This is a genomic window from Rhizobium sp. 01L410 (assembly GCF_056400165.1).
The window spans coordinates 31,976-52,987 of the sequence record NZ_JBFTST010000016.1; the positions used below are offsets into that span (position 1 = coordinate 31,976).

16 protein-coding genes and 1 pseudogene are annotated in these 21,012 nt (G+C 59.3%); 4 read left to right on the forward strand and 13 right to left on the reverse strand.

Features of this window, described 5'->3' with window-relative positions:
- Positions 1 to 148: 148 nt before the first annotated feature.
- Positions 149 to 2,497: a hypothetical protein gene (locus tag AC1DV9_RS26375; protein ID WP_477950655.1), complete on the forward strand. Its 2,349-nt coding sequence runs from the start codon at positions 149 to 151 to the stop codon at positions 2,495 to 2,497.
- 228 nt (positions 2,498 to 2,725) lie between these two features.
- Positions 2,726 to 3,208 (forward strand): SDR family oxidoreductase, encoded by a 483-nt coding sequence (locus AC1DV9_RS26380; protein ID WP_477950657.1) that lies wholly within the window; start codon positions 2,726 to 2,728, stop codon positions 3,206 to 3,208.
- A gap of 107 nt (positions 3,209 to 3,315) precedes the next feature.
- Here AC1DV9_RS26380 and AC1DV9_RS26385 read toward each other — a convergent pair whose 3' ends face one another.
- From AC1DV9_RS26385 to AC1DV9_RS26395, 3 genes are all read right to left on the reverse strand, one after another.
- Positions 3,316 to 3,471: a hypothetical protein gene (locus AC1DV9_RS26385; RefSeq protein WP_477950659.1), complete on the reverse strand. Its 156-nt coding sequence runs from the start codon at positions 3,469 to 3,471 to the stop codon at positions 3,316 to 3,318.
- Between the two features lies 1 nt (position 3,472).
- Positions 3,473 to 4,281, reverse strand: a protein-coding gene (locus tag AC1DV9_RS26390) for an IS5 family transposase (RefSeq protein WP_477950661.1) whose coding sequence is annotated in 2 segments (ribosomal slippage) — positions 3,473 to 3,915 and positions 3,915 to 4,281 — 810 coding nt in all. Because the reading frame shifts where the segments join, the coding sequence is not laid out codon by codon here.
- A gap of 110 nt (positions 4,282 to 4,391) precedes the next feature.
- Positions 4,392 to 5,849, reverse strand: coding sequence for an FAD-dependent oxidoreductase (locus AC1DV9_RS26395; protein WP_477950662.1), 1,458 nt, complete (start codon positions 5,847 to 5,849; stop codon positions 4,392 to 4,394).
- A 91-nt stretch (positions 5,850 to 5,940) separates the two neighbouring features.
- Between AC1DV9_RS26395 and AC1DV9_RS26400 the strand changes: the two genes are divergently transcribed.
- A complete protein-coding gene (locus AC1DV9_RS26400; protein WP_477950664.1) occupies positions 5,941 to 6,915 on the forward strand; it encodes an AraC family transcriptional regulator in 975 nt (324 codons plus the stop codon).
- 61 nt (positions 6,916 to 6,976) lie between these two features.
- Here the strand turns inward: AC1DV9_RS26400 and AC1DV9_RS26405 are convergent, their stop codons facing one another.
- Genes AC1DV9_RS26405 through AC1DV9_RS26420 form a run of 4 tightly spaced genes read right to left on the reverse strand, consistent with a single transcriptional unit; the run spans position 6,977 to position 10,018 of the window.
- The gene (locus tag AC1DV9_RS26405) at positions 6,977 to 7,747 is read right to left on the reverse strand and encodes an SDR family oxidoreductase (RefSeq protein ID WP_477950666.1); all 771 of its coding nucleotides are present in this window, start codon (positions 7,745 to 7,747) and stop codon (positions 6,977 to 6,979) included.
- Between the two features lie 41 nt (positions 7,748 to 7,788).
- A complete protein-coding gene (locus AC1DV9_RS26410; RefSeq protein WP_477950668.1) occupies positions 7,789 to 8,628 on the reverse strand; it encodes an alpha/beta fold hydrolase in 840 nt (279 codons plus the stop codon).
- 54 nt (positions 8,629 to 8,682) lie between these two features.
- Positions 8,683 to 9,270, reverse strand: coding sequence for a TMEM175 family protein (locus AC1DV9_RS26415; protein ID WP_477950670.1), 588 nt, complete (start codon positions 9,268 to 9,270; stop codon positions 8,683 to 8,685).
- Positions 9,271 to 9,307: 37 nt separating this feature from the next.
- On the reverse strand, positions 9,308 to 10,018 hold the full coding sequence (locus AC1DV9_RS26420) for an alpha/beta fold hydrolase (protein ID WP_477950672.1): 711 nt from the start codon (positions 10,016 to 10,018) through the stop codon (positions 9,308 to 9,310).
- A gap of 161 nt (positions 10,019 to 10,179) precedes the next feature.
- Between AC1DV9_RS26420 and AC1DV9_RS26425 the strand changes: the two genes are divergently transcribed.
- Positions 10,180 to 10,812 (forward strand): CGNR zinc finger domain-containing protein, encoded by a 633-nt coding sequence (locus AC1DV9_RS26425; protein WP_477950674.1) that lies wholly within the window; start codon positions 10,180 to 10,182, stop codon positions 10,810 to 10,812.
- A gap of 102 nt (positions 10,813 to 10,914) precedes the next feature.
- On the opposite strand, the gene AC1DV9_RS26430 is transcribed toward AC1DV9_RS26425, so the two are convergent.
- The 6 genes and pseudogenes from AC1DV9_RS26430 to AC1DV9_RS26455 all read right to left on the reverse strand — a co-directional run bounded on the left by AC1DV9_RS26430 (position 10,915) and on the right by AC1DV9_RS26455 (position 20,947).
- Positions 10,915 to 14,685 carry an AAA family ATPase gene (locus tag AC1DV9_RS26430; protein ID WP_477950675.1) on the reverse strand — a complete coding sequence of 1,257 codons (3,771 nt, stop codon included), beginning with the start codon at positions 14,683 to 14,685 and terminating at the stop codon, positions 10,915 to 10,917.
- Positions 14,686 to 14,687: 2 nt separating this feature from the next.
- On the reverse strand, positions 14,688 to 15,920 hold the full coding sequence (locus AC1DV9_RS26435; RefSeq protein ID WP_477950677.1) for an exonuclease SbcCD subunit D: 1,233 nt from the start codon (positions 15,918 to 15,920) through the stop codon (positions 14,688 to 14,690).
- A complete protein-coding gene (locus tag AC1DV9_RS26440) occupies positions 15,917 to 18,028 on the reverse strand; it encodes an ATP-binding protein (RefSeq protein ID WP_477950679.1) in 2,112 nt (703 codons plus the stop codon). Before AC1DV9_RS26440 ends, AC1DV9_RS26435 begins: the two co-directional genes overlap by 4 nt.
- A 7-nt stretch (positions 18,029 to 18,035) precedes the next feature.
- Positions 18,036 to 19,340: an SIR2 family protein gene (locus AC1DV9_RS26445; protein WP_477950680.1), complete on the reverse strand. Its 1,305-nt coding sequence runs from the start codon at positions 19,338 to 19,340 to the stop codon at positions 18,036 to 18,038.
- A gap of 77 nt (positions 19,341 to 19,417) precedes the next feature.
- Positions 19,418 to 20,337: pseudogene (locus AC1DV9_RS26450) on the reverse strand (nucleotidyl transferase AbiEii/AbiGii toxin family protein).
- The gene (locus tag AC1DV9_RS26455) at positions 20,327 to 20,947 is read right to left on the reverse strand and encodes a type IV toxin-antitoxin system AbiEi family antitoxin domain-containing protein (RefSeq protein WP_477950681.1); all 621 of its coding nucleotides are present in this window, start codon (positions 20,945 to 20,947) and stop codon (positions 20,327 to 20,329) included. The pseudogene AC1DV9_RS26450 and the gene AC1DV9_RS26455 overlap by 11 nt, the downstream one beginning before the upstream one ends.
- Positions 20,948 to 21,012 lie beyond the last annotated feature (65 nt).

Genomic DNA, 21,012 nt, shown 5'->3' on the forward strand with positions numbered 1-21,012 from the left:
TAGCATGAGGCTCTTGATGCTTCATTTGAAATCTGGGGACTAAGCTTGGCCCCAAATGCTCGCAGCTGCGGCAAAACCATTTGTTAAATGTCCGCTCCTATTCCCGCCTGCCCTCGGCACCGTTGCCGAGAGAAATGGAATAAGGGAAATGGCAAAACACGATCTTTCATCTCATCACTTCCAACAGAAAATCTCTGATTTCTGCGAAGTGCGCATTGCGCCAATCGCCTCGAAGCGGATGCTGGAATGCATTCGGCCCTATCTCATACGTCTCATCGTCCACCGCCAAACGCCCCCGATCGTGAACGGCCGCATCGACTGGACGGTCATTGGCCAGGCATGCGGGATTGAAGCCGAATTGACGGCTGAGTTGAAGAAGGCGCTCCGTCCGGGCCTGGACGCGATTATCCGCTGGCTCGGAGAGCCGCCTGCCGCTGAGGACAGACGGTCCACAAGACAGCGTGTGAAATCGAACAATGCTGTTCGGCGCAAGCTGGAAACTGCGACGTGCTCCAAACCACGACAGATCCTCTCCGACACACCCCCTGTTCAATCTTCGTCGGTGCCCAGAGGGCCAAGACCGAAGCCGATCAGTCCCTTTCCTGAGCCATTGTTCGAGGCGACCGATGACCCGGCCAGCTTTTACGATGCGCTCTTTTATCAAATGCGCCGGTTTGGCGAGAGCTACTGGCAACTGTATCGCGCCGTCGTTCGCCTGGGTGAGACCTTCGACGAAAAGACGCTGCTGTCATGGGTTCAGGGTGAGCGCGTGCCGCGATCTCTGACGAGCTTCGAGATCCTGTCCCGCATCGAACGGCGTTATCGGCTGGCGCAAGGCTATTTCAAGGCGAAGTTGCCGCATCAATCCCGCTCACTTTATGGCCACGATATGGGAGACATCGGTGCTGCGGAACGTCGACGGCTTGCATGGCATCTGCCGGACGATTTCAGCAACTTGCAGTTCTCCAAGCGGGAAGAAATCATCGAATGGGTGCGTAAGGTCATCATTTCCGGCTCAACAGACTATCGCCGCTACCAAGCGGCGGCGACCAAACAGCGTTATGCAATTCGGTTTCCAGGGGTCACCTATGGCGGAGGAGCTCTGTCCCCACGATCGCAAATCAATCCAGACAGCACGGGCCACAATTCAGAAACCTTTGAAGATCCGGATCTCCTATCAGGCGTCGTCGATGCGCCACCACGGCTGGCGATGGAGATGGCCGATCTGATCCGCTTCAAGACATCGACGCTGACAGCGATCGGCTTCCAACGAAATGGAGTTTGGGGAGAGGAAACCGCGTCTCAGAAGGTCGAGCATCTCGGCCTCATGTTCGGCGCGCTCGCCGCCTCGCCTGCCGGCGTCGTCAAAGGGCGCGGCGTGCCCCTCAGCCAACTGACCTTTGGCCTGCTGATCTTCCCAGGCGCCTGGGATTGGTACCTGCAATGGCGCGAGCAGCGGCGTGGCTTTTATACCAAATGGGAAGAAGACATGTTGATGGTGGCAATGGCGCTGACCCGTGCTGAAGTCGGATGGATACGTCAGCATCCGGAGCTTTTGAAGAAGGTTCAGCCAATCGAAGGGATGATCGCGCCGGAGGAGATCGAGTTTGCGGCGCGCGACTGGCACGGCGCATGCGATGCATTCCACCGGCATGCCGCCAATCGCTCGAAGGAGATCCAGCGAGTCATGCGCGTCCATCGCGACCCGTTCGAGCCGATCATGGTGATCCTTGAGGCGGACAGCCCGCTTGCCGAATATCGCAAGATCACCGACCAGATCCTGACACGCATGCCGGACGAACACCGCTATCCCCGGCCGGCGGCGGAGGCCGTCCGATCCTTCCTGCTGCTTCGACTCGGCCTGCATCTGGGACTTCGGCAAAAGAACCTTCGACAGCTTCGCCTGTGCCCGCGCGAGCATTTTCCAACATCAGAGCGACGGCTGGAAGACATGAAATGTGGAGAACTGCGCTGGAGCGATCGAGAGAATGGATGGGAGGTCCTCATCCCATCGATCGCCTTCAAGAACTCGGCCTCATCCTTCTTCGGGCAAAAGCCGTTCCGTCTGATCCTCCCGGACCTGCTCGACCTCTACAAATACCTTGAGGCCTATATCGATCGCCATCGCGGTGTACTGCTTAGTTCGGCAAAAGATCCCGGCACCCTATTCGTCAAACCAGTAAAGACAACCAGTCTGGACGCAGCATACGATTCCACCAAATTCTATGAAGCTTGGCGAACCGTCATCCAGCGTTATGGGATCTACAACCCCTACACCGACCGCGGCGCCATAAGGGGCCTGCTGCCGCACGGACCGCATAACCTTAGAGATATTCTAGCAACGCATATCCTTAAGCAGACCGGGTCACACGAGCAGGCCAGTTATGCCATTCAGGACACACCGGACGTCGTTCAGCCGCACTACGGTCGCTTCCTACCGCAGGACAAGGCGGCACTTGCGGCGAAAATCCTCAATCAGGTTTGGGAAGCTGCATAGCCGGTCGGATGAATGGCTGATCCACATCACCCATACAGATGCAAACCAAGCCCGCATCTGTATGTGCCCTGCCGGTCGTATCGGCCTTGAAAGGTTTCGAACCGACGGCCATTCAGTTTCACTCATGTGTTCATGGGAAACGAGGATCCGGCGGGCTATTCAAGCGTTCATCTGTAGAAGTCTCGGGAACCCGCACGAAGTTTGGTCGCATCGATGTCGTGTTCGCCAATGCCGGTGCTACCACCGCTCGAAGCGGCAACCGAAGAATATGTCGCCGAGAACATCGCGCTCAACTTCACTGGAACGTTCTTCACAATCCAGAAGACGGCGCCGATCATCGCTGACGGTGGTAGTATCATCGTCACCACCTCGTTCCTGAACACGATCGGTTATCCCGGCCTCTCGATCCTCGCCGCCACCAAGGCTGCAACCCGCTCACTGGTCCGCACCCTGGGCGCAGAGCTGGCACCTCGTGGTATCCGTGTGAATGCTGTCAGCCCCGGCGCGATCGCTACGCCGTTCTACGGCAAGATCGGCTTGCCTGATTCCGTCCTTTCGGAAGTCGCTGCCAGCATCACGCAGAAGATCGGTCTCAAGCGCTTCGGTGAAGCCGCGGAACTTGCGAAGGCCGTTCTCTTCCTGGCGTCCGCAGACTCGTCATACACAACCGGTGCGGAGCTGGTGGTCGATGGTGGTTTGACACAGTTCTGATCTGCATTTGCCAAGTCACGGCTAACCTAGCCCGCCATCTCTGTCATTTTGTGATGGCGGGCAGTTCGCTTGTATAGAGCGAGCGCTTTAAATTGGGTCCCTTGTTCTCAGGACGAGATCGATAATTCGCCGAACAGCCAGCGCTTCGCGACGTGCGGCACGGCGAAATCGATGAGCTGCCTTAGTTTAAAGTCATGCCACAGTTTCAGGAAATCACGCGCCAGGGCGCCGCGTCGGCGGGTGATTGGTAAACCCGATGCCAAATTAGGTCCTGTTGACAAAGTATGGCAACCATATCTTTGCAGCGGCCAGGGCAAGGAATGCTGCGAAGGATTTTCGTGTCTTGTCGTATCGGGTCGCCACACGACGGAACTGCTTGAGGCGGTTGAACATCCGTTCGATGCGGTTTCGATCCTTGTATGCTCGGAAGTCGCAGGCAGGCGGGTTCTTCCGGTTTGCTTTCGGCGGAATGACCGGCCTGATCCCGTGGATCAGCAGCTCTTCACGCAGGAAATCACCGTCGTAGCCTTTGTCGGCAAGAAGCAGCCTCGGCTTGCCAACCGGTATCGCCAGCAGGTCCGGAACGGCGTTGTAGTCCGAAGCGTCGCCGCCTGTCAGGATGAAGCCGAGAGGGCGTCCCTGACCGTCTGCGCGGGCGTGGATTTTCGTCGTAAAGCCGCCGCGTGATCGACCAAAAGCCTCCTGATAAGTCCCCCTTTAGCGCCCGCAGCCTGCGAGTGGCCGCGAACCGTAGTGCTGTCGATCATATGCTGCCAGTCGTCGGTCAGCCCCAACTCTACCAGTGTCTCCAACAGAGCGTCCCATATTCCTTGTTCAGCCCAGCGGCGGAAACGAACATAAATCGAATTCCATTTACCGTATCGCTCATGCATATCGCGCCATGGACAGCCAACGCGCAAGACGTGAAGCATCCCGTTCAAAAAGCGACGGTTGTCATGCGATGGGCGAGACTTGCGGCCCCGCTCCCTCGGCAGCAGCGGTTCAACTATTCGCCACCCTGAACTTCCCGGATGAGATGGCAGCAAGTATTCTCCAGAAGTTCGGATCACCATCTGTCACACGGATGACCGCAACCCGACTTCCGCCGGACCGCAGTCTGCAAAGAATTGGCTTGGTCGCCGTCTCCTGCAACCAAGCATCATAGAGCTTACAGCCTTTGGCCTCACGACCGGGGCGGCACATTTGCAAACAGCGGTCCGAGGCCCTCTGCAATCGTCAAGTGAACAATGACGGCGTCGCGGAGCTTTTGATAGGGAAGGCTCGCAAGCATAGCGGTCTGCACCACGGCCATCACCTCTCCTGCCTCCGAGCCGATCATGGTGAACCCAAGGATACTATCATCGTCTGCGGCCACGAGAACCTTCATGAAGCCCTGCGTTTCGTCGGTGGCCTCGGTCCGGAGCACGTTGCTCATCGGCAGGGTAGCAAGACGAAATGCAATCCCTTGGCGTTGCGCCTCGCCCTCGCTCAGACCGACGCGGGCAAGCGGCGGATCGGTGAACATCACATACGGAACCTGGCGATCGTCTGTCCGGCGATTGCCGCCGGCCAAGTTGTCGCGGACAATCCGGAAATCATCGACCGAAACATGGGTAAACTGCGGACTGCCGGCGCATTCGCCGATCGCCCATATGCCGGCCGCCGTCGTTTCAAGCCGCTCATTGACTTGGATAAAGCCGCGAGCATCGAGTTCGACGCCGGTTGTCTCCAAGCCGATGCCCGCGGTATTGGCAATGCGGCCGACCGCAACCAGGAGATCACTGCCGCCCAAGGCCTGCTCGCCGGTTGCTGTCCGGATCGTAACAGTGACGGCATCGCCGGACAGTCCCTGAACGAGTACAGGCTGAGCGCCGAATAAAATCTCGATACCCTCGGCAGCGAGGATTCGCTGCATTTCGTCCGCCACGTCGCGGTCTTCCCGACCCATCAAACGAGCACCCGGCTCGATAATGGTGACCCGACTGCCAAACCGGCGGTAGGCCTGCGCCATCTCAATGCCGACATAGCCGCCGCCGAGCACGATCAAGTGGGACGGTAGGTAATCGAGCTCCAGGGCCTCGATATGCGTCAATGCACGCGCGGCTTCGAGGCCGGGAATTTCGGGAATGGCCGCGTGGCTACCGACATTGACCACGACCTTTTCGCCCGATAGCCGCCGGCTACCGCCATCATTCAACTGAACTTCGATCGTGTTGGTTGCAACAAAGCGACCTTCGCCCATGATCAGCTCGGCGCCGCTTTCCTTATAGGCGCCGAGATGAAAGGCGATCTCACGATCGACCATCTCCTGCTTTCGCCCACGCACTTTCGCCATATCGGTTTTAACCGGGCCGGTCATCGTCCCGAATTGCGCTGCGTGCTGAACCGTGTGAGCGACACGGGCGCTCCACAATTCATTCTTGCTAGGCAGACACGCAACAGCTGGGCAGGCCCCGCCGACCCAGCGCCGCTCCACGACCGCGACCCGCTGGCCCGAGCGTGCGAGATGCCAGGCCAGAAGCTTACCGCCCTGGCCGCTGCCGAGTATTAGTGTGTCGAAATGCTCAATGTCGGACATAACGTTCCTCCTGTTCTTGTGTTGCCCTGCGGCTTCGCTCTGCGCCTTGTGCAGAATGGCCAATCGATAGAGAAATGAGTTTATGAACCAAGCGCGAGTTCGTTAATGTCGATTTTGCTCAATATTATGCTCTTTCGTCTCATTTAGGCCTCGCATGTCCCAGCCCATCGATTGGCTCAGCCGTCTTCTTGAACTGATGACCGTCAGCGGCCGATTGGAATTGCGCTGCCTCTATGGCGCACCCTGGCAGGTGGTGTATGGCCAGGGCCCCGTCAGCGACATCGTCTATCATGTGATCCTGAGCGGCGTCGCTTTCGTGAACGACGCGGATGGCGGTGTGCCGCAGCGCCTTTCGGCAGGCGACATCCTGCTCGTCCCCACTGGCGCTCCGCATCTCTTGCATGATGGTAGCGGCGTCCACCCAACCCCGGCGACCCAGCGCGTCGGCGTAAACCTGACGATCAGCGAGAACGCAGGATCCGGCGAGCGACTGGATATGCTGTGCGGACGCTTCGTCCTGGCACCTCCCCATGACCGGCTGTTGGGCCGGTATCTAAGTTCCCGTCTGATCGTGCGCGCGACGCCATCCTCATCCTCCCCCACACTGCCGCAGAGTTCCACGCGCGACCAATTGACGGGCCTGTTGATGCTTATGCGAGTGGAGACAAGCAACGAGCGCCTCGGCGGTCACGCGATGCTTAATGCACTCTCTGCGGCCCTATTCACGCTGGCTTTGCGGATGGCCAGCGAGTCAGATGACGGTCCTCCCGGATTGCCGGCTCTGGCGGGTCATCATAGGCTTGCTCCAGCACTCACTGCGATGTTCCTCGATCCGGGGTATCGGTGGACGCTCCCCAAACTTGCCGACCTCTGTCATATGTCCAGAGCAACGCTGGCGCGCCAGTTTCAGCGCAATCTCGGTAGATCCGCCGACGACCTCCTCCTCGATATCCGCATGAGTGTGGCGGCCAATGAGCTGAAGAAAACGACCAACTCTACCGCCGCCATCGCGGAGGTCGTGGGCTACCGCTCCGAGGCGGCTTTTCAACGTGTGTTCAAACAGCATCTTGGCATGACGCCCGCGCAATGGCGTACCGCATCGCGTTCAGCAGACCGCGAGCGAAAATGAGCGCGTCACAACCGGACACCTGTTTATCGACAGCTATGCCCTGCACCACGCCTTAGGATAATCAGACTGACTTCACCTCGCCTCCATCCATCCGTAGTGTCGTGCCGGTCATCCAGCGTGCGGCGGGCGAGACAAGGAAGGCCATCAGCTCGGCGATTTCTTCCGGTTCGCCGTAGCGGGCAATGCCGGCTTCCTTGGGAAATTTTGCGGTCGCCTCTTCGACCGTCATGTCGTGCGACGGCGCCCAGTGTTCCAGGTAGCTCCGGCGTCGACCGGTCATAACCGGTCCAGGAAGTACGCTGTTGACCTGCACGTCATCCTCTATGCCCCGGTCCGAGAAGGCTTTGGCAAGCGCCACAATCGCGGCATTGATCGTGCCGACCGCCGCATAGGATGCCTTGGGAAAAACCGCCGAATTACCGGACATCAACACGACCGAACCTTTCGCTGATTTCAGAGCCGGCCAGGCGGCAATGGTTAGCCGCCGTGCCCCATGCAGCTTTAGCGCCAAGCCGTCATCCCACTGCCTGTCGGTCATATCGAACACATCGATTTGCGGCACCGCGCCGGCGATGTTGAGCAGCGCGTCAATCCGGCCGAACGCGGCAAGCGTCTGATCCACCACTGCCTGTGCGGCTGCAGGCTCGGCCAGATCGGAATTAATGACGAGCGTTTCGGCGCCAAGTGCCTCGGCGATCTTGGCCGTCTCCGCGAGATTGGCCTTGTTGCGGGCGACCAGCACGAGCTTCGCAAAATCCTTTGCGAGGCGAACGGCCGTTGCCCGGCCGATGCCCTGGCTGGCACCGGTAACGATGGCGACTTTATCGGACATGGTGTCTCTCCTGGTCAAAACCTATTGTTAAGTCTCTGATGTCAGCCGAGGAAATCGCCGATTGCATCGGCAATCTCAGGAGCATGGGTCTCCAGCGCGAAATGGCCGGTATCAAAGAACCTGATCACCGCGTCGGGAATATCCCGACGAAAAGCTTCTGCACCCGGCGGCAGAAAGAAGGGATCGTTCTTGCCCCAGACGGCCAGGAAGCGCGGCTTGTGGGTGCGGAAATAATCCTGGAAGGTTGGGTAGAGTGCCACGTTGCTCTTGTAGTCACCCATGAGATCGAGCTGCACCGTTTCAGCGCCCGGCCGCGAAAGGTAGAAGTTGTCGAGCGAATATCCGTCAGGCGAAACCTTGGTTGCGTCGGAAACGCCATGCGTGTACTGCCAGACGGTCGTTTGCGGTCCGAGAAACGCCTTCAAGGCATTGCGGTTTTCTTCCGTTGCATCCCGCCAATAGGCTTGGATCGGGTTCCAGCCTTCGCTAAGACCTTCCTGATAGGCGTTACCGTTCTGCGAGATGATAGCCGTGATCCGCTCGGGATGCTTCACTGCAAGGCGGAAGCCGGTCGGTGCACCGTAGTCAAAAACATACACTGCATAGCGATCGAAGCCGACGATCTCAGTAAAACGGTCGATCGTGTCGGCAATGCTGTCAAAGCTGTTGACCAAGGGATCGTCCGACTGGCCGAAGCCCGGCAGGTCGGGGGCGATGATATGGAACCGATCGGCAAGCAGCGGGATCAGATCGCGGAACATATGGCTGGAGGTCGGGAAGCCGTGCAGCAGCAGGAGCTTCGGCGCGGTTTGCGAGCCCGCCTCGCGATAGAACACCTTGATGCCTTCGACGGTGGCTGTGCGGTAGGTGATGTCGGTCATGGTCGTGTTTCCTTGTTGGAGCGGATGATTGGCGGCGTGCCGGCAGCTCCGGCATCACTGTTCGTGGCGGCTGAAAATCTCCGGCCGCAGGTAGAGCAGCAATGCGCAGCAGATCAGGGCAAACCCCAGAAGCGGCAGGACGGGGGCAGTCAGTGCCGCAGCCGCGAAGATGATAAGGCCGATGACGGTTCTGCGGCGGGCAAGCTTGCGAAACCGCTCCGGCACGTCGTCTGCCTCTGCATGAAGGAGGATTTCCCGCTCGAAGAGCAGATAAGCGACATTGACCCGTACGAAGACTGCCGCATAGGCAGCAACTGGAAGCGGCGCGAAGTTCGTCTCCGCCATCCAGGCGGTCGTAAATGGCAGCAGCGATACCAGAAACAGATGCGCAAAGTTGATCCAGATGAGTTGCGGAGAGGCGTAGCGCACCAGCCGCAACAGATGGTGGTGGTTGACCCAGATGATGGCGATGAACAGATAGCTCAGCGCATAGCTGAGCAGCGTCTGCCAGAGCGCCAGGATGGCCTCGATCGTGGCTTCCTCCGGCGCCTTCAGTTCCAGCGCCATGAGCGTTATGATCACGGCGATCATGCCGTCCGAAAACGCGCCAACGCGCTCTGTCGTAACCTTGTGCTCGCGCATTTGCCTCACCTCCTCAAAGCTCGATTGATTGGTGACTTCAGGCCTCTGTGACGCTTGCCGCCGCCTCGCGGATGACCTGCAGCACAGCCTCCGGCGCCGTGACCATCGGCGTATGATCGACCGGGAAAACCCGCTGCGTCGCTTGCATGCGCTCCGCCATGAAGCGTTGGTTGCTTGTCGCAATCATCCGATCGTCTTCGGCAACGAGAAACCAGGACGGCTGATCCTTCCACAGCGGCCGACCCACCGGCGCCATGATGCAGGCTGGCGAAATCGGCCGCTGCACGGCAGAAAGAACCGCCAGATCCTCAGTCGTGGCGTTCTGGGCATAGGCCGTCGCAAAGGCCTCATTCGGGTAATAAATCAGACGATTTTCATCAGGGGCGAGCTGCGGCGCACGCGGATCGGGTTCACCGCGATAAAAGACATCGGCCACGGTCTCACCCTCATCAGGGGCGAGTGCCGCAACATAAACTAGGGCCTTCACCTTTTCGCTTTGCACGCCGGCAATAACCGCTCCGGCGTAGGCATGGCCTGCGAGAATCACCGGCCCGCTCACCCGGTTCAAAGCCTGTTCAAGAGCTTTAACGTCGTCAGCATAGGAGGTCAGCGGCAAGGGTGCTGCAGTAACCGCAAAACCATCGGCCGCCAGCGGTGCGATGACTTTTGCCCAGCCGGAGCCATCGGCCCAGGCGCCGTGGACGAGTACGATATGCATATTCTTCTGATGCATGGAATGCTGTGACATCTGCGTTCTCCCTTAGCATGATGAGTAACCATTAAAACTGATATAGAACGGTTACTATTAAGGTAGGTAACTTGTCAACGGCGTTTTGAATGGTTACATATGAATCACGTTTTCAGGCAGGCTTCCGCGCAACTTTGGTCGGCAGCCCGATAGGAGTTGCGATGGACAACCACTCTCCCGCACTGTTTTTAGGCGATGCTCTGGCGTTGGATTTTCTGAATTCGGTGGCAACGCCGATCGACACACGGGTCGAATGGATAGAGGACGGAGAAGGCTTGCTGCGATGGCTTGAGCAGGCAGAATTGGCTCCCCAGGAAACGCTCGAAAGATTGCGTGCGGAAGCCCTGCCGGGGGAGCTGGATAAGGTCGCCGATCAGGCCAGGAACCTGCGCGAGTGGTTCAGGACTTTCGTTCGCGCGCACAAGGGAAAGCCGTTGAAGCCTGATGCTCCGACTGAACTGGAGCCGCTGAACCGATTGTTGGAGCGCGACGAGGGCTTCAACCGCGTCGTAGCGCGGCAGGCGGGGGAAGGCGAGATTTTCGAATTCCAGCCCATGCGCAAATGGCGCTCACCGGAAGCGCTGCTGCTGCCGGTCGGTGAAGCGCTCGGCCGCTTTGTCTGCACCGAGGACTTCTCGAATGTGAAGGCTTGCGAAGGCCCAGCCTGTACACTGCTGTTCGCCGATCACACGCGCGGTCATCGTAGACGCTGGTGCAGCATGGCGCTTTGCGGTAACCGCGCCAAGCAAGCGGCGCACCGCGATCGATTGAGGCGTGCTGGCGCAAGCATGTAGCACTCGGAAGCTCGTATTGCCGGTCTTGATAGGAATCGAACCACAAACACTTCCGTCAAATTGGCAAGCTATTGATATGTGTGAAAATACTGTGTTGATGTGTTACAAAGGCCGCGTCGGCGTCGACCCGTCTAAAATACTAATAGCCGATCGCCCAGCCCCACGTTTTTCGACGCGAACCTGCACGGCTATCCGCTCAATCATGGCAGCGACGTGCGTGATGACACCAACCTTCTGACCCCTACCCTGTAGGGTCTCCAGCGCATCTACTGCCAAGTCGAGCGTCTCCGCATCGAGCGATCCAAAGCCTTCATCGATAAACAGCGTGTCGACAAAGGACGAACGTCCTTCGAGACCCGACAAAGCCAGCGCCAGCGCAAGGGAGACCAGGAAACGTTCACCGCCTGACAGGCTTCGGGTCCCGCGGACCTCATCGCCCATGTCGCGATCAATGATATGCAGCGTGAGATCGGACGCTGCCCCCCGCGCGAGCCTATAGCGCGGGGTCAATGCACGGAGGTGATCATTCGCCAACTGCACCATGTGGTCGAGTGTGATGCCCTGCACAAAGCGGCGGAAACGATCACCGGTGGCCGAGCCGACAGCATCGTCGACTGCCTGCCAGATTGCGAGTTCCGCTTTCGCGGTGTCGATTTCCGCAGATAGATTTGCGGCGGCGCGGCGTGCCTCGTCGTCTCGCGCGAGCGTAGCAGCAAGCACACCTGTCCGTTGTTGCAAGTCTCCGATTTCTGTAGCCAACGCCGCGACGACCGCGGCCAACGCCTCTGCATCGGTGGTCTCGTCGAAACCTTCCAACGCCCGGTGTAAGTCATTCTGGCGCGTAAGCGCCGCGGTGCCGGCATCGTTCGCGGCTCGGTCGATCTCCTGAATTCGGATCCGCAACGCTCTGCTTAAAGCTGGGTCGGTTGCGATCAGCGCGGCAACCTGGTCTGACGAGCGAGCAATATCCCGGCACGCAGCGTTGAATGCATCTTCGGCCAAAGCACTGCGGCCTTTGGCGGTCTCCAATCCAGCGGCCGCCTCGTCGCAACGAGCGCCGGCCGCCTGGAACGCTGCATCGGTGGCGGATTTCGTCTCGCGCGAGCGCGCGAGTGCCTCACGGGTGGTCCGGCAAGCCTCATTGATCCGAGTCCGGTGGCTTGCTGTCGCCTCGCCATCGAGAAGTTGGGCTCTGGCGCGCGCCTTCTCTCCCTCGGCCATGCGACGTTGATCAAGAAGAAGTGCCGTCGTCGTCACCTGCACCTGCGCGTGCTCAAGCGAGGCACCCGCGGCTGCACGCTCGGGCGCCAAACGCTGGAGCGTCATTTCAAGTTGGCCGACCTGCTCGCGGAGGCCGGCATACGCCGTCGCAATTGTTGACAGCGTAACGCCAACAACGGCGGGATCGAGATCGAGGTCTTCGACGGCCAGACCTGCTGCGGCAAGAAACGGCGTGATTTCACGGCGAATGGAAATGAGGCGCTCAGCAAGGCCCGCCGCCTGGACCGTGAACTCAGTTGTCTTCAATTGCGCAGCGTGGAAATCAGAACGTCTTTGCTCTACGGATCGTGTGGTCGTCTCGATCGCCTCGCCGAGCGCGTCATGCTCTCGTTGCAAACTGTCGATCTCAGTCCGAAGACGGCGGGCGTCTGCGAGCGTAGATGCGATGGCTGATCGTTCCGCGATCGCGACTGAGATGTGGGCTGCCAGTTTCGACGCAGCCCGGTCATCGAGAACGGGAGGTACACCCTCCTCAATCCCAGCCTTTGTGCAGAGATTGTTCAACGACGACAACTGTTCGCCATAAGCGCTGTTGGCAGCCAGAACTTGTGCGCGCGCCACGTGGAGTCCGTGGTTTGTCTCCGTCTGGCGAGCCTCTCCCGCGGAGAGAGCGCGCGTTGCAGCGTCCAAACGCTGGCCCGTCGTGGTCAACGCGGCATCGAGTTCCTCACGTCGGCGGCGAAGCCTAGCAGCAATTTCATTTAGCGCGCTGGGATGCGCAAGATGCGGATGGTCGGTGCTGCCGCACACCGGGCAGGCCAAATTTGAGGCCAGCAGGCTACGCAGATGAATGGCCTCAGATGAGACCGCTTCGTCGGCAAGCTCTGCGATTGGCACAATTTCCGCACGCGCGGTCCGATCACGAAGCTGGTCCGATTCGGCTTCAACAATTTGGCTTCTCGCCGTGCTTACCTCCTGCGCCGCCAGTGTGTGTTCCGATTTCTTTCGTGTTAGATCTGCGCATGCTCGAGTATGCCGATCGCAGACGGTACGTGCCTCGCGCAAAGCCTCAAGCGCGCGCTGCAGATCGATGTCTCGTTCGTGGAGCGTCGCCTCGTCGATGCCGGCGAGACCGGCTCTACGATCAGCGATTTCACGACTTAGGCCATTCCTTCGCTCGCGATCCTCGGTGAGTTTTACCGCCAGGTCAGTTATTTCACCTTGCAATTGCGTCGCTGTTTCTTCCGCTCCGACGGCAGCCACCGTCGCTGTAGCGTGTTCCTGCTGGAGCGCCGCCCGCTTCGTCAACAAATCCATCGCATCGCTAAGACGATCAACAAGAAGAACGCGGTCCGATTGATTGCTTAGTTGCGCCGCAGTTGTGCGGTACGATTCTGATGTCTGACCAAGAGCGTGATCAATCACGGCCAGCGCATTGGCCATATCGCGCAGTGTAGCTTCCGCTTGCTGCGATTTTTTCACCGCATCATTAAACTCCGTCCGAGCTGTCGTCAGCTCGGCGTCGAGCCTTTCGGCTTCGCTCCAAAGAGGACCGAAATTCTTGAGGACGTCTTCTGCCGCTACATTGGCGGCTGCAGCGTCCGCCAGTTGAGTTGCAGACGCGGCGTCTAGCGTCCGAGCTTCCTCCCATGCAACAAGCAAACCGTCGAGACGGGTCTTGATCTCCTCGGCCGTCCGCCGTGCATTTTGCAAATCAATCGCAAGCGGACGAAGGGGCTCGACAAGATCGAATTCGGCAAGGGACCGATACTCATCGGCGGCTGCCTCGCGTGTCGTTCGCGCTGCGACCACCTGAGCCTCAGCCCGAGCGAGGTCGCTGCGAGCGGCGGCGACGCGTTTGAAATGATCCAACCGTCCGTTGTGTTGATCACGTTCCGCGCCCTTCTGAGCAACCGTCGAAGAAAGCTGACTTTGCTCGTCCAGCAGGGCCTGCCTGGCTTCGTCATCGAGAAGTCCGACATCGTTGCGGCGTTGCTCCATTTGCTCGACAATTCTTCGTCGTGCCTCGGTACCATCATGGACGCGGACCGAGATCGCCGCGTAGATCTCGGTGCCTGTGATTTTCTCGAGCAATTCCGCACGCTCGCTCTCGGCGGCAAGCAGGAAAGCGTCAAATTCGCCCTGTGCGAGGAGCACCGTTCGCCGGAACTGATCGAATGTGAGGTCGGTTCTCGCCTCCACGGCCTCGCGGACCTGGGTCTTACCAGTCGCCACGGCACTGCCGTCATCAAGTCGATACAGCGCGCGGTGCTCACTCTGAAGCCGCCCACTAGCTCGCCCCCGCGCCCGATTGGCATCCCAGCGGACGCGGTAGCGCTCACCATCCTGTCCGATGAAATCTACCTCGGCATATCCGCCGCCGGCACCTCGACGCAGAATTGCACGGCCATCATGAATTGAAATTGCCTCCCCGCTGGGATCGGGCGCATTCTCACGGCGACCGACGGAGACCCGAGGATACTCGCCATAGAGCGCAAGGCAGAGGGCGTCGAGGATGGTCGATTTCCCGGCGCCGGTTTCGCCGGTGATGGCAAAGAGGCCGGAACCTGCAAGAGGCTCTTCAGCAAGACTGATCTCGAAGGGCGCGGCAAGACTGGCTAGATTCTCACCCCGTATAGCCAATATCCGCATGGTTATGCCTCCGCCTGTGCCCGGTGGAAGACATCCAGATGCTCGGCATCCGGGGCCACGCCGAAGGTGCGTTCAAATGCGAGCTTGAACAGATCCTCGGGATCTCTTTCTGCCAGCCGCATCATTGGATCGGCGAGGGTCACGTCATTTAACGCCCCAGGTATTGTTGCGACACGGGTATCGACGACGCGCACCGGAAAGCTCTCGGCGATGCGGTCGACCTCCTCTCTGAACCCAGGCGATAGCCCTTCGCGGGCAAGCCGGACCTGGACGAATGGCCGTTCATGAATCGGTAGGTCCGCTGAGAGATCCATCGCTGTCAGATGATCGCCAAGTTCGCTCAGACGCATATCGCCCGCCTCAGGAAGGCGGACGAAGGTAACTGGCCGATCAATCGAGATATGTTCGGTCTGAACCGTTGTGCCGTCGAGGCTTACAAGAGTGACCCCATGCGCATAGGGCAGCTCCGTCGCCGACAAAGGGATCAATGAACCTGAATAGCGGACAATATCACGACCGATAGCCTGAGCCTTATGCAAGTGGCCAAGCGCCACGTAGCTCGCTTCTGCTGGGAACACGTCATGCGGCACGGCATGCTGGCCACCGACCAGAATTCGGCGCTCCGCGCCTTCAGATTCGATACCGCCCGCGACATGAAGGTGTCCCGTTAGGACGAACGGTAGACCATCCATCGGTCCCCGCAACGTATCGACCAATTCGGCATAGAGGCTTCGAACGCCGGCGATGACGGACGAGCCTGCTGCACCATCCAGCCGTGTCAAATTCGGAAGGCACGCTGCGGTTGGGTAGGAGACTGCAAGCACGTGAGCAGCTACCGCACCGCTTGCGTCAGCGATAGGAACGAGATGGCGTGCGGCCTCGACCCGCCCTTCACGTCGCCGAACATTGCCCACGACGCGGATGTTGAATGCCTCCAACAGAGGCCGCGGCGCTTCCAACCGACCAGCTGCGTCATGGTTGCCGGCAGCTACCACCATAGTCATGCGCGGATGCGCGCGGCTCAACCGCACGAGCGTATTGTAGAAGAGCTGTTGCGCTTCCCCGGAGGGGTTCTGACTATCAAAGACATCGCCAGCGATGACGAGCGCATCGACATCGCGCTCCACGACGATCTCTTCGAGGCGCTCAAACACTCTACGGTGCTCGTGCTCACGCGAAAATCCGCGAAGCGTTTGACCGATATGCCAATCAGCCGTGTGTAGAATACGGATCATTCTTCCTCCGGCAGTTGCACCGGAGCAGCGCCCGACCATGCTTTCGAAACTGCGGCCCAATCGACGCTCCGCTCTTCAGCCAGCGTCCACACCTTCCAGAAATCCGGATCTGCCGACTGCGGCCGCTGCGCATCAGGCAATTCGTCCACCTCCACCAGAACCGGGATCGGCGCTGCCCAACCAAGGAGAACGGCCTGCCTAGAAGGCAAACTCGGCAACTCACGCAAGAGTCCACCTACATTGTCGGGCACGAGACGTGCGACGAGATTCTGATCCGCATCGTTGACGATACGGTGCAGCAGAAACGTGTTGCATTGGGCGAGAACCGTTGGAGAAAGCTCCGATGGTCGCTGCGATGAAAAGACGAGTCCAAGTCCGAACTTCCGCCCCTCTCGAGCGATTCGCTCGAACACTTCGCGACAAAGTTGGGTTGGAGATGAGGCAGGACCATCATCGTCCTTACCGCGCCGAACGAATGTGTGGGCTTCCTCCAATACGAGGACGGTCGGCAAGGTCTGGCCCTTTGGATGGCCACGGCGATATCGCTGGAGCGATTCGAAGATCAGCCGCGCTAAAACTGAAACGACGATGTGGACGATTTCGGACGGAACAAGAGACAGATCGACGACCGCGATCTGGCCGTTACTCGCGCCATCGTCGCCGACGTAGTCCTTTAGCCAGGATTCAAAGGAAGTCGGCGGGTCGCGACCAATTACGGCGCCGAGCCGCTGATCGGCGAGCATTCCGCGAATCCGAAGCCCGAGCGTCGAGATAAACCCTGCGAGGTTACCTCCCTGCTCGGTTGCCACCCGGTCAAGATGTTCGGCGAGAGTGTTTACGTCAAAGAACTGTGGAGCGTCCTCACTGATGAGGGTTGCGTGGCCGATATCCGGCAGCGTCTGAGCCAATGCATCCAGTGCGCTGCGGATCGTTTCCAGGTCGGAAACCGCAAAATCGTTGAAGAAATTTCCTGATCGTCGGCTATCGACAATTCCCGTGATCGTGTTGGAAATCGTGGCAAGAGCACCACTAGCTGTATCGAGGGCTTCCCCGCCAAACTGCGAACAATCTGACGCGATCGTTTCAAGGAGCCGTGCGCACTCGAATCTTGCTCTTGCAGCGCCCGCGAAGGCCTGTGTGCCAGTGTTCAGCATTGCAGATATCCGGACCGAATAGGAACCAAGGTAGCGGCGGATCATCGCCTCTCTGGGCACCCCCTCCGTTTGGCCGGCCTTCAGCTCCCGCAACCCCTGCATAAGCAACGGGCGTTGCGCCCCTGGCTGGGCGTGAGCGACCGCGGTCCACTCGTGCCCGCTCCAGAGCCACGCAGGAACATCGAGCGGCCGTTCTCCTTCCGCAATGGGTGGAACGCGAAACAACCGCAGTTCGTCTCCGCGATCAGCGAAAGCTCTGGCATATTCGCCATTGGGATCGAGAACGATGAACCGCGCGTTGGGCACCCCCGTCTCGCCGGCATCCTTGATGGCCTTCTCGGCGGCCTCCATGGACCATCGAATCAGGCCTGCCACCGTGCATGACTTACCGCTGCCGGTGTTTCCCAATACCGCCAGGTGCCGGCCGAAAAGCTTGTCAGGGTCGACCATGATGGCCGCGTTCGATGCCATCGGAGAAGAGCCTATTCTGACTCTCTTATCGTCGTCCCTCGCGCCTACGATGGCTTCGACCTGGGAGGGCGTTGGAATAAGAACCTGGTCTCCCACCGACGGAAACGCGACAACGCCACGGGAGAGTTCGTATAAGGTCGCTCCCGAAGCGCGATTGCGCCGGGATGTCAGCGTCCCGACTGGGGATAGCGACATTTTCCGCAACGGAAATGGCAGATCGATCAGGCCGAAATCTTTGAGCCCAGCGCGCTTTGGATAAGGCGAGCGCTCGATACCAATCCAGGTGATGTAGGCAACCGTCGCACCGGCTTCATTGGGTATGAGCACATACCCATTGAGGCGCGGAAACCCGGCCGGTACTCCGGTGTTCAACGCCGTGGAGTGCGGAGCGTCCAGCTCAAGAAGCACCCTAACTTCGTCAGGCGCGACCGACTCGACGACACCGACCACAAGACCTGACAGACGTTCGATTGGAGTCGTCATGATTGCCTCATACCGCACCGGTTGAGGACGCTGGAAGTGCCGCCGCAGGTGGATCGCTGGCTTTAGGGTCGCCCGGACGATGCTTCAACAGTTCGGTCATTCGGCCGGATATGTAATCGAGCGCCGGCTTTGGCAGGTAGTTCGCGACCAATGTTTCAAGATCTGCAAAATGCGAACCGATCAACAACGAGACCTGTGCATCTCGCGTCTTTTCAATGAAGGCTTTGAGGCGATCATCGGCCTCATAGGCCATGATCACCAAATGGGTTGACGGGATGGTGAGCATATCGAGCAGCACTCGATTCACATGATCGTCACCGAAGCCATAGCCGTAGGTCACGACAACCGCGTTGGGTCGGCAGACTGCAGCTGCGAAATCGCGAAAGAGCTCTGCATAAGGATATTGGGTTGTTTCGACATCCTTTGCGGGATTGGGATAGATCATCACCGTATCGACGGGCTTTCTGGGAATGTCGGTATGATCCGCAGGCGCTCCGAATGGGATGCCCTTGCGATAGATCCGCCGTTCGTCCTTATCGAAAAACCAGTCCAGTGAGCCGTGGAGCTTGGTCAGGCGAATGACGCCCTCCATGAACCGGGGCTCTCCTCGAATGCCGGGTGGATTATAGTGGACGTCAACTTCAACGCGCGATGCCCGAAAGACCGGATTCAGCGCGCCGACGAACCTATCGATGATCCGAAGACCCGCAAAGTCGCTACCATGTTCGATTAGGCGGTCGTAGTTGGTTGTGAAGACGTGCAAACGCTCGCGAGAGGCAGCGCGGCTCGCAAAACTCAACAGGAATGATTGCAGAGCTCCTTGGGCAGTATCCTTCGACGTCGGATTCTTTCCGACGACAATCCCGCTTTCCGTTTTCAATAATGAAGTGAGAAAGCCGGACATCTGAGCATCAATGCCGTCCTTGAGGGTTTGCTCTGCCGCCTTGTCGATGACTCCGAGGCCGTCAAGCAGAGCAAGAGCACTTCGAAACTGATCTTCGATGTTTGCCGCACCTCTTTTCATGGCCGTCGCTCCGGCCTGGGCGTGCGCATCGATGGCGACGTCATACGGAGTGCCAAATGTAACCTTAGCCATTCCGGTGGCCCCTACGCCCGCGATGTAACCGACCGCGGTGGTGAACCCGCTGCCAAGCAGCAGATTGAGGTGCTCGGCTTGGAAAACAGCGGAGAGCCATGGCTCGATGTGCTTTCGAGCGCTATTGATCAAGGAGTCCACTTCATCGGGGTCTGTCGGTAGATCGTCCCAGGCGCCTGTATGGCTGCCCACGCGATAAAAGTGTTTCTTATCCATACTTCCCCCCGAGACCGCGATCGCGGCCCTTTTCTTCATCAATTGCGCCACTCGGCACGACTTAATTTGTCGTCCCGTTATGCCTCATCGATTGCTGCTCCCGGCGACCAGGGCCCGCTCGGCGACCAGACTCGTTCTTGCTTCAATCCGACGACCAGCGGTATCAGGAAGACGCGAAGATCGGCGATGGTAACGGCGAAAGCATTCGGTGCGGCGGCCATCCGATCGCGGCCGAGAAGGCGCGCCATTGAGCGGCCCATGCCTCCGCGAATTCGTCGGTCAGGCCAGCTGGAATATCGGATGGAAGAGCCGTTCCGCGTCGTTCGAAAGTCCGCTGGACGGCCTCGACAAGGGCGGCCTGGCGAAGCTCGAATGTTCGGGAAATCACCCAGAGATCATAGAAGTCCTTGAGCCTGCTATTTGCCACACCGAGGGTAACAAGAGCCTCGAATTTCTCGGCCACTACCGTTTCGACGGGATAGGCTCGAAGATGCGGCGCCGGTGCGTCGAGCAGGACGGGATAGTCGATCTCTATAGCTGCGGGTGTAATGGCGTCGCCGAAACCAATGTCGACCTGGATCGGGATACGCGCCCCGGCGATGGTTGCCGTTGTGCGGACCCGCACGCCACCATATTCCACCTCCTCGCGGATCGGCGCCGCCGTCAAGGCGGCGACATCAAACGTCACGCCGTCGTCGGCAACCGCCTGCGCACAGATCGTCCGAAAGGTTTCGGCAATGGCCTCGGCGTCGCTGTCGCCGTGGCCAAGCAGGTCCAGATCGCGCGTAGGCCGAAACGGATCGGCGACCCAGGTCACGAAGAGCATCGCACCTTTGAGGATGAAGCGGTCGCGGTGCGGGGACGCGCTTAGCCGGTAGAGCAAACGCTCGAGCGCATATCGCGTCAGGAGAATCTGGAAATCCGATCGCTCGGCACGTGCCCGATCGAGGAGCCGCGCTCGCACTGATGCGCCGATATTGCGAGGCTCACGCGGCATCAGACACCATTGCTTCGACGTAAGGACGCATGATCGACCAGACCCGCGCCTTGCGAGCGTAACGCCAGAGTTGATCCGGTTTGCATCGGCGACCGCGCAACCCCTCGCGCAGCCCCTCCATCGCGACGTCAAGGCCGATCTTGGTCCGGTAGCGAAAGCAATCGACAATTGTCTTCGCCGGATCCGTGATGGGAACGTCGACATTCTCGATGCGGTGACGCTCGACCCCTTCGGTCAGTGCCGATCCAGTGAAGCGCACGAACCGAATAGGGGGATAGTCGATCTTGGGCCGCCAGGCGGCACGGTCAATCGCCATCCATACAGCCGACGGCATCTGCAGCGTTAGTTCGTGGTATTGGAGGGCTGAGGTTAGGCAGACCACACCCTTTGGAACCAGAACCGCCGCCTCAGCCAGCATATGACCAGCCTCGACTTGTGCGTCGGGGAGTTGATAGAGGCCTCGTGCCGGGCGGATGACCGCCTCCTCCCGGACAAGGCGCGCAAGAGTCTCCGGGCCGATGCCTTCGGCAACGAACTCCTTCAGCCGGAGCATACCCCGGGCTTCTAGGAGCTTCAGCGCACGAAGCCGCTGAGCGTTAGTGGATGACATGGACGGTGACGTTTCCTCTGCTCTTGCAGATTAAAGCAGAGGTTTTATCACGCAAGCGCTTGTGT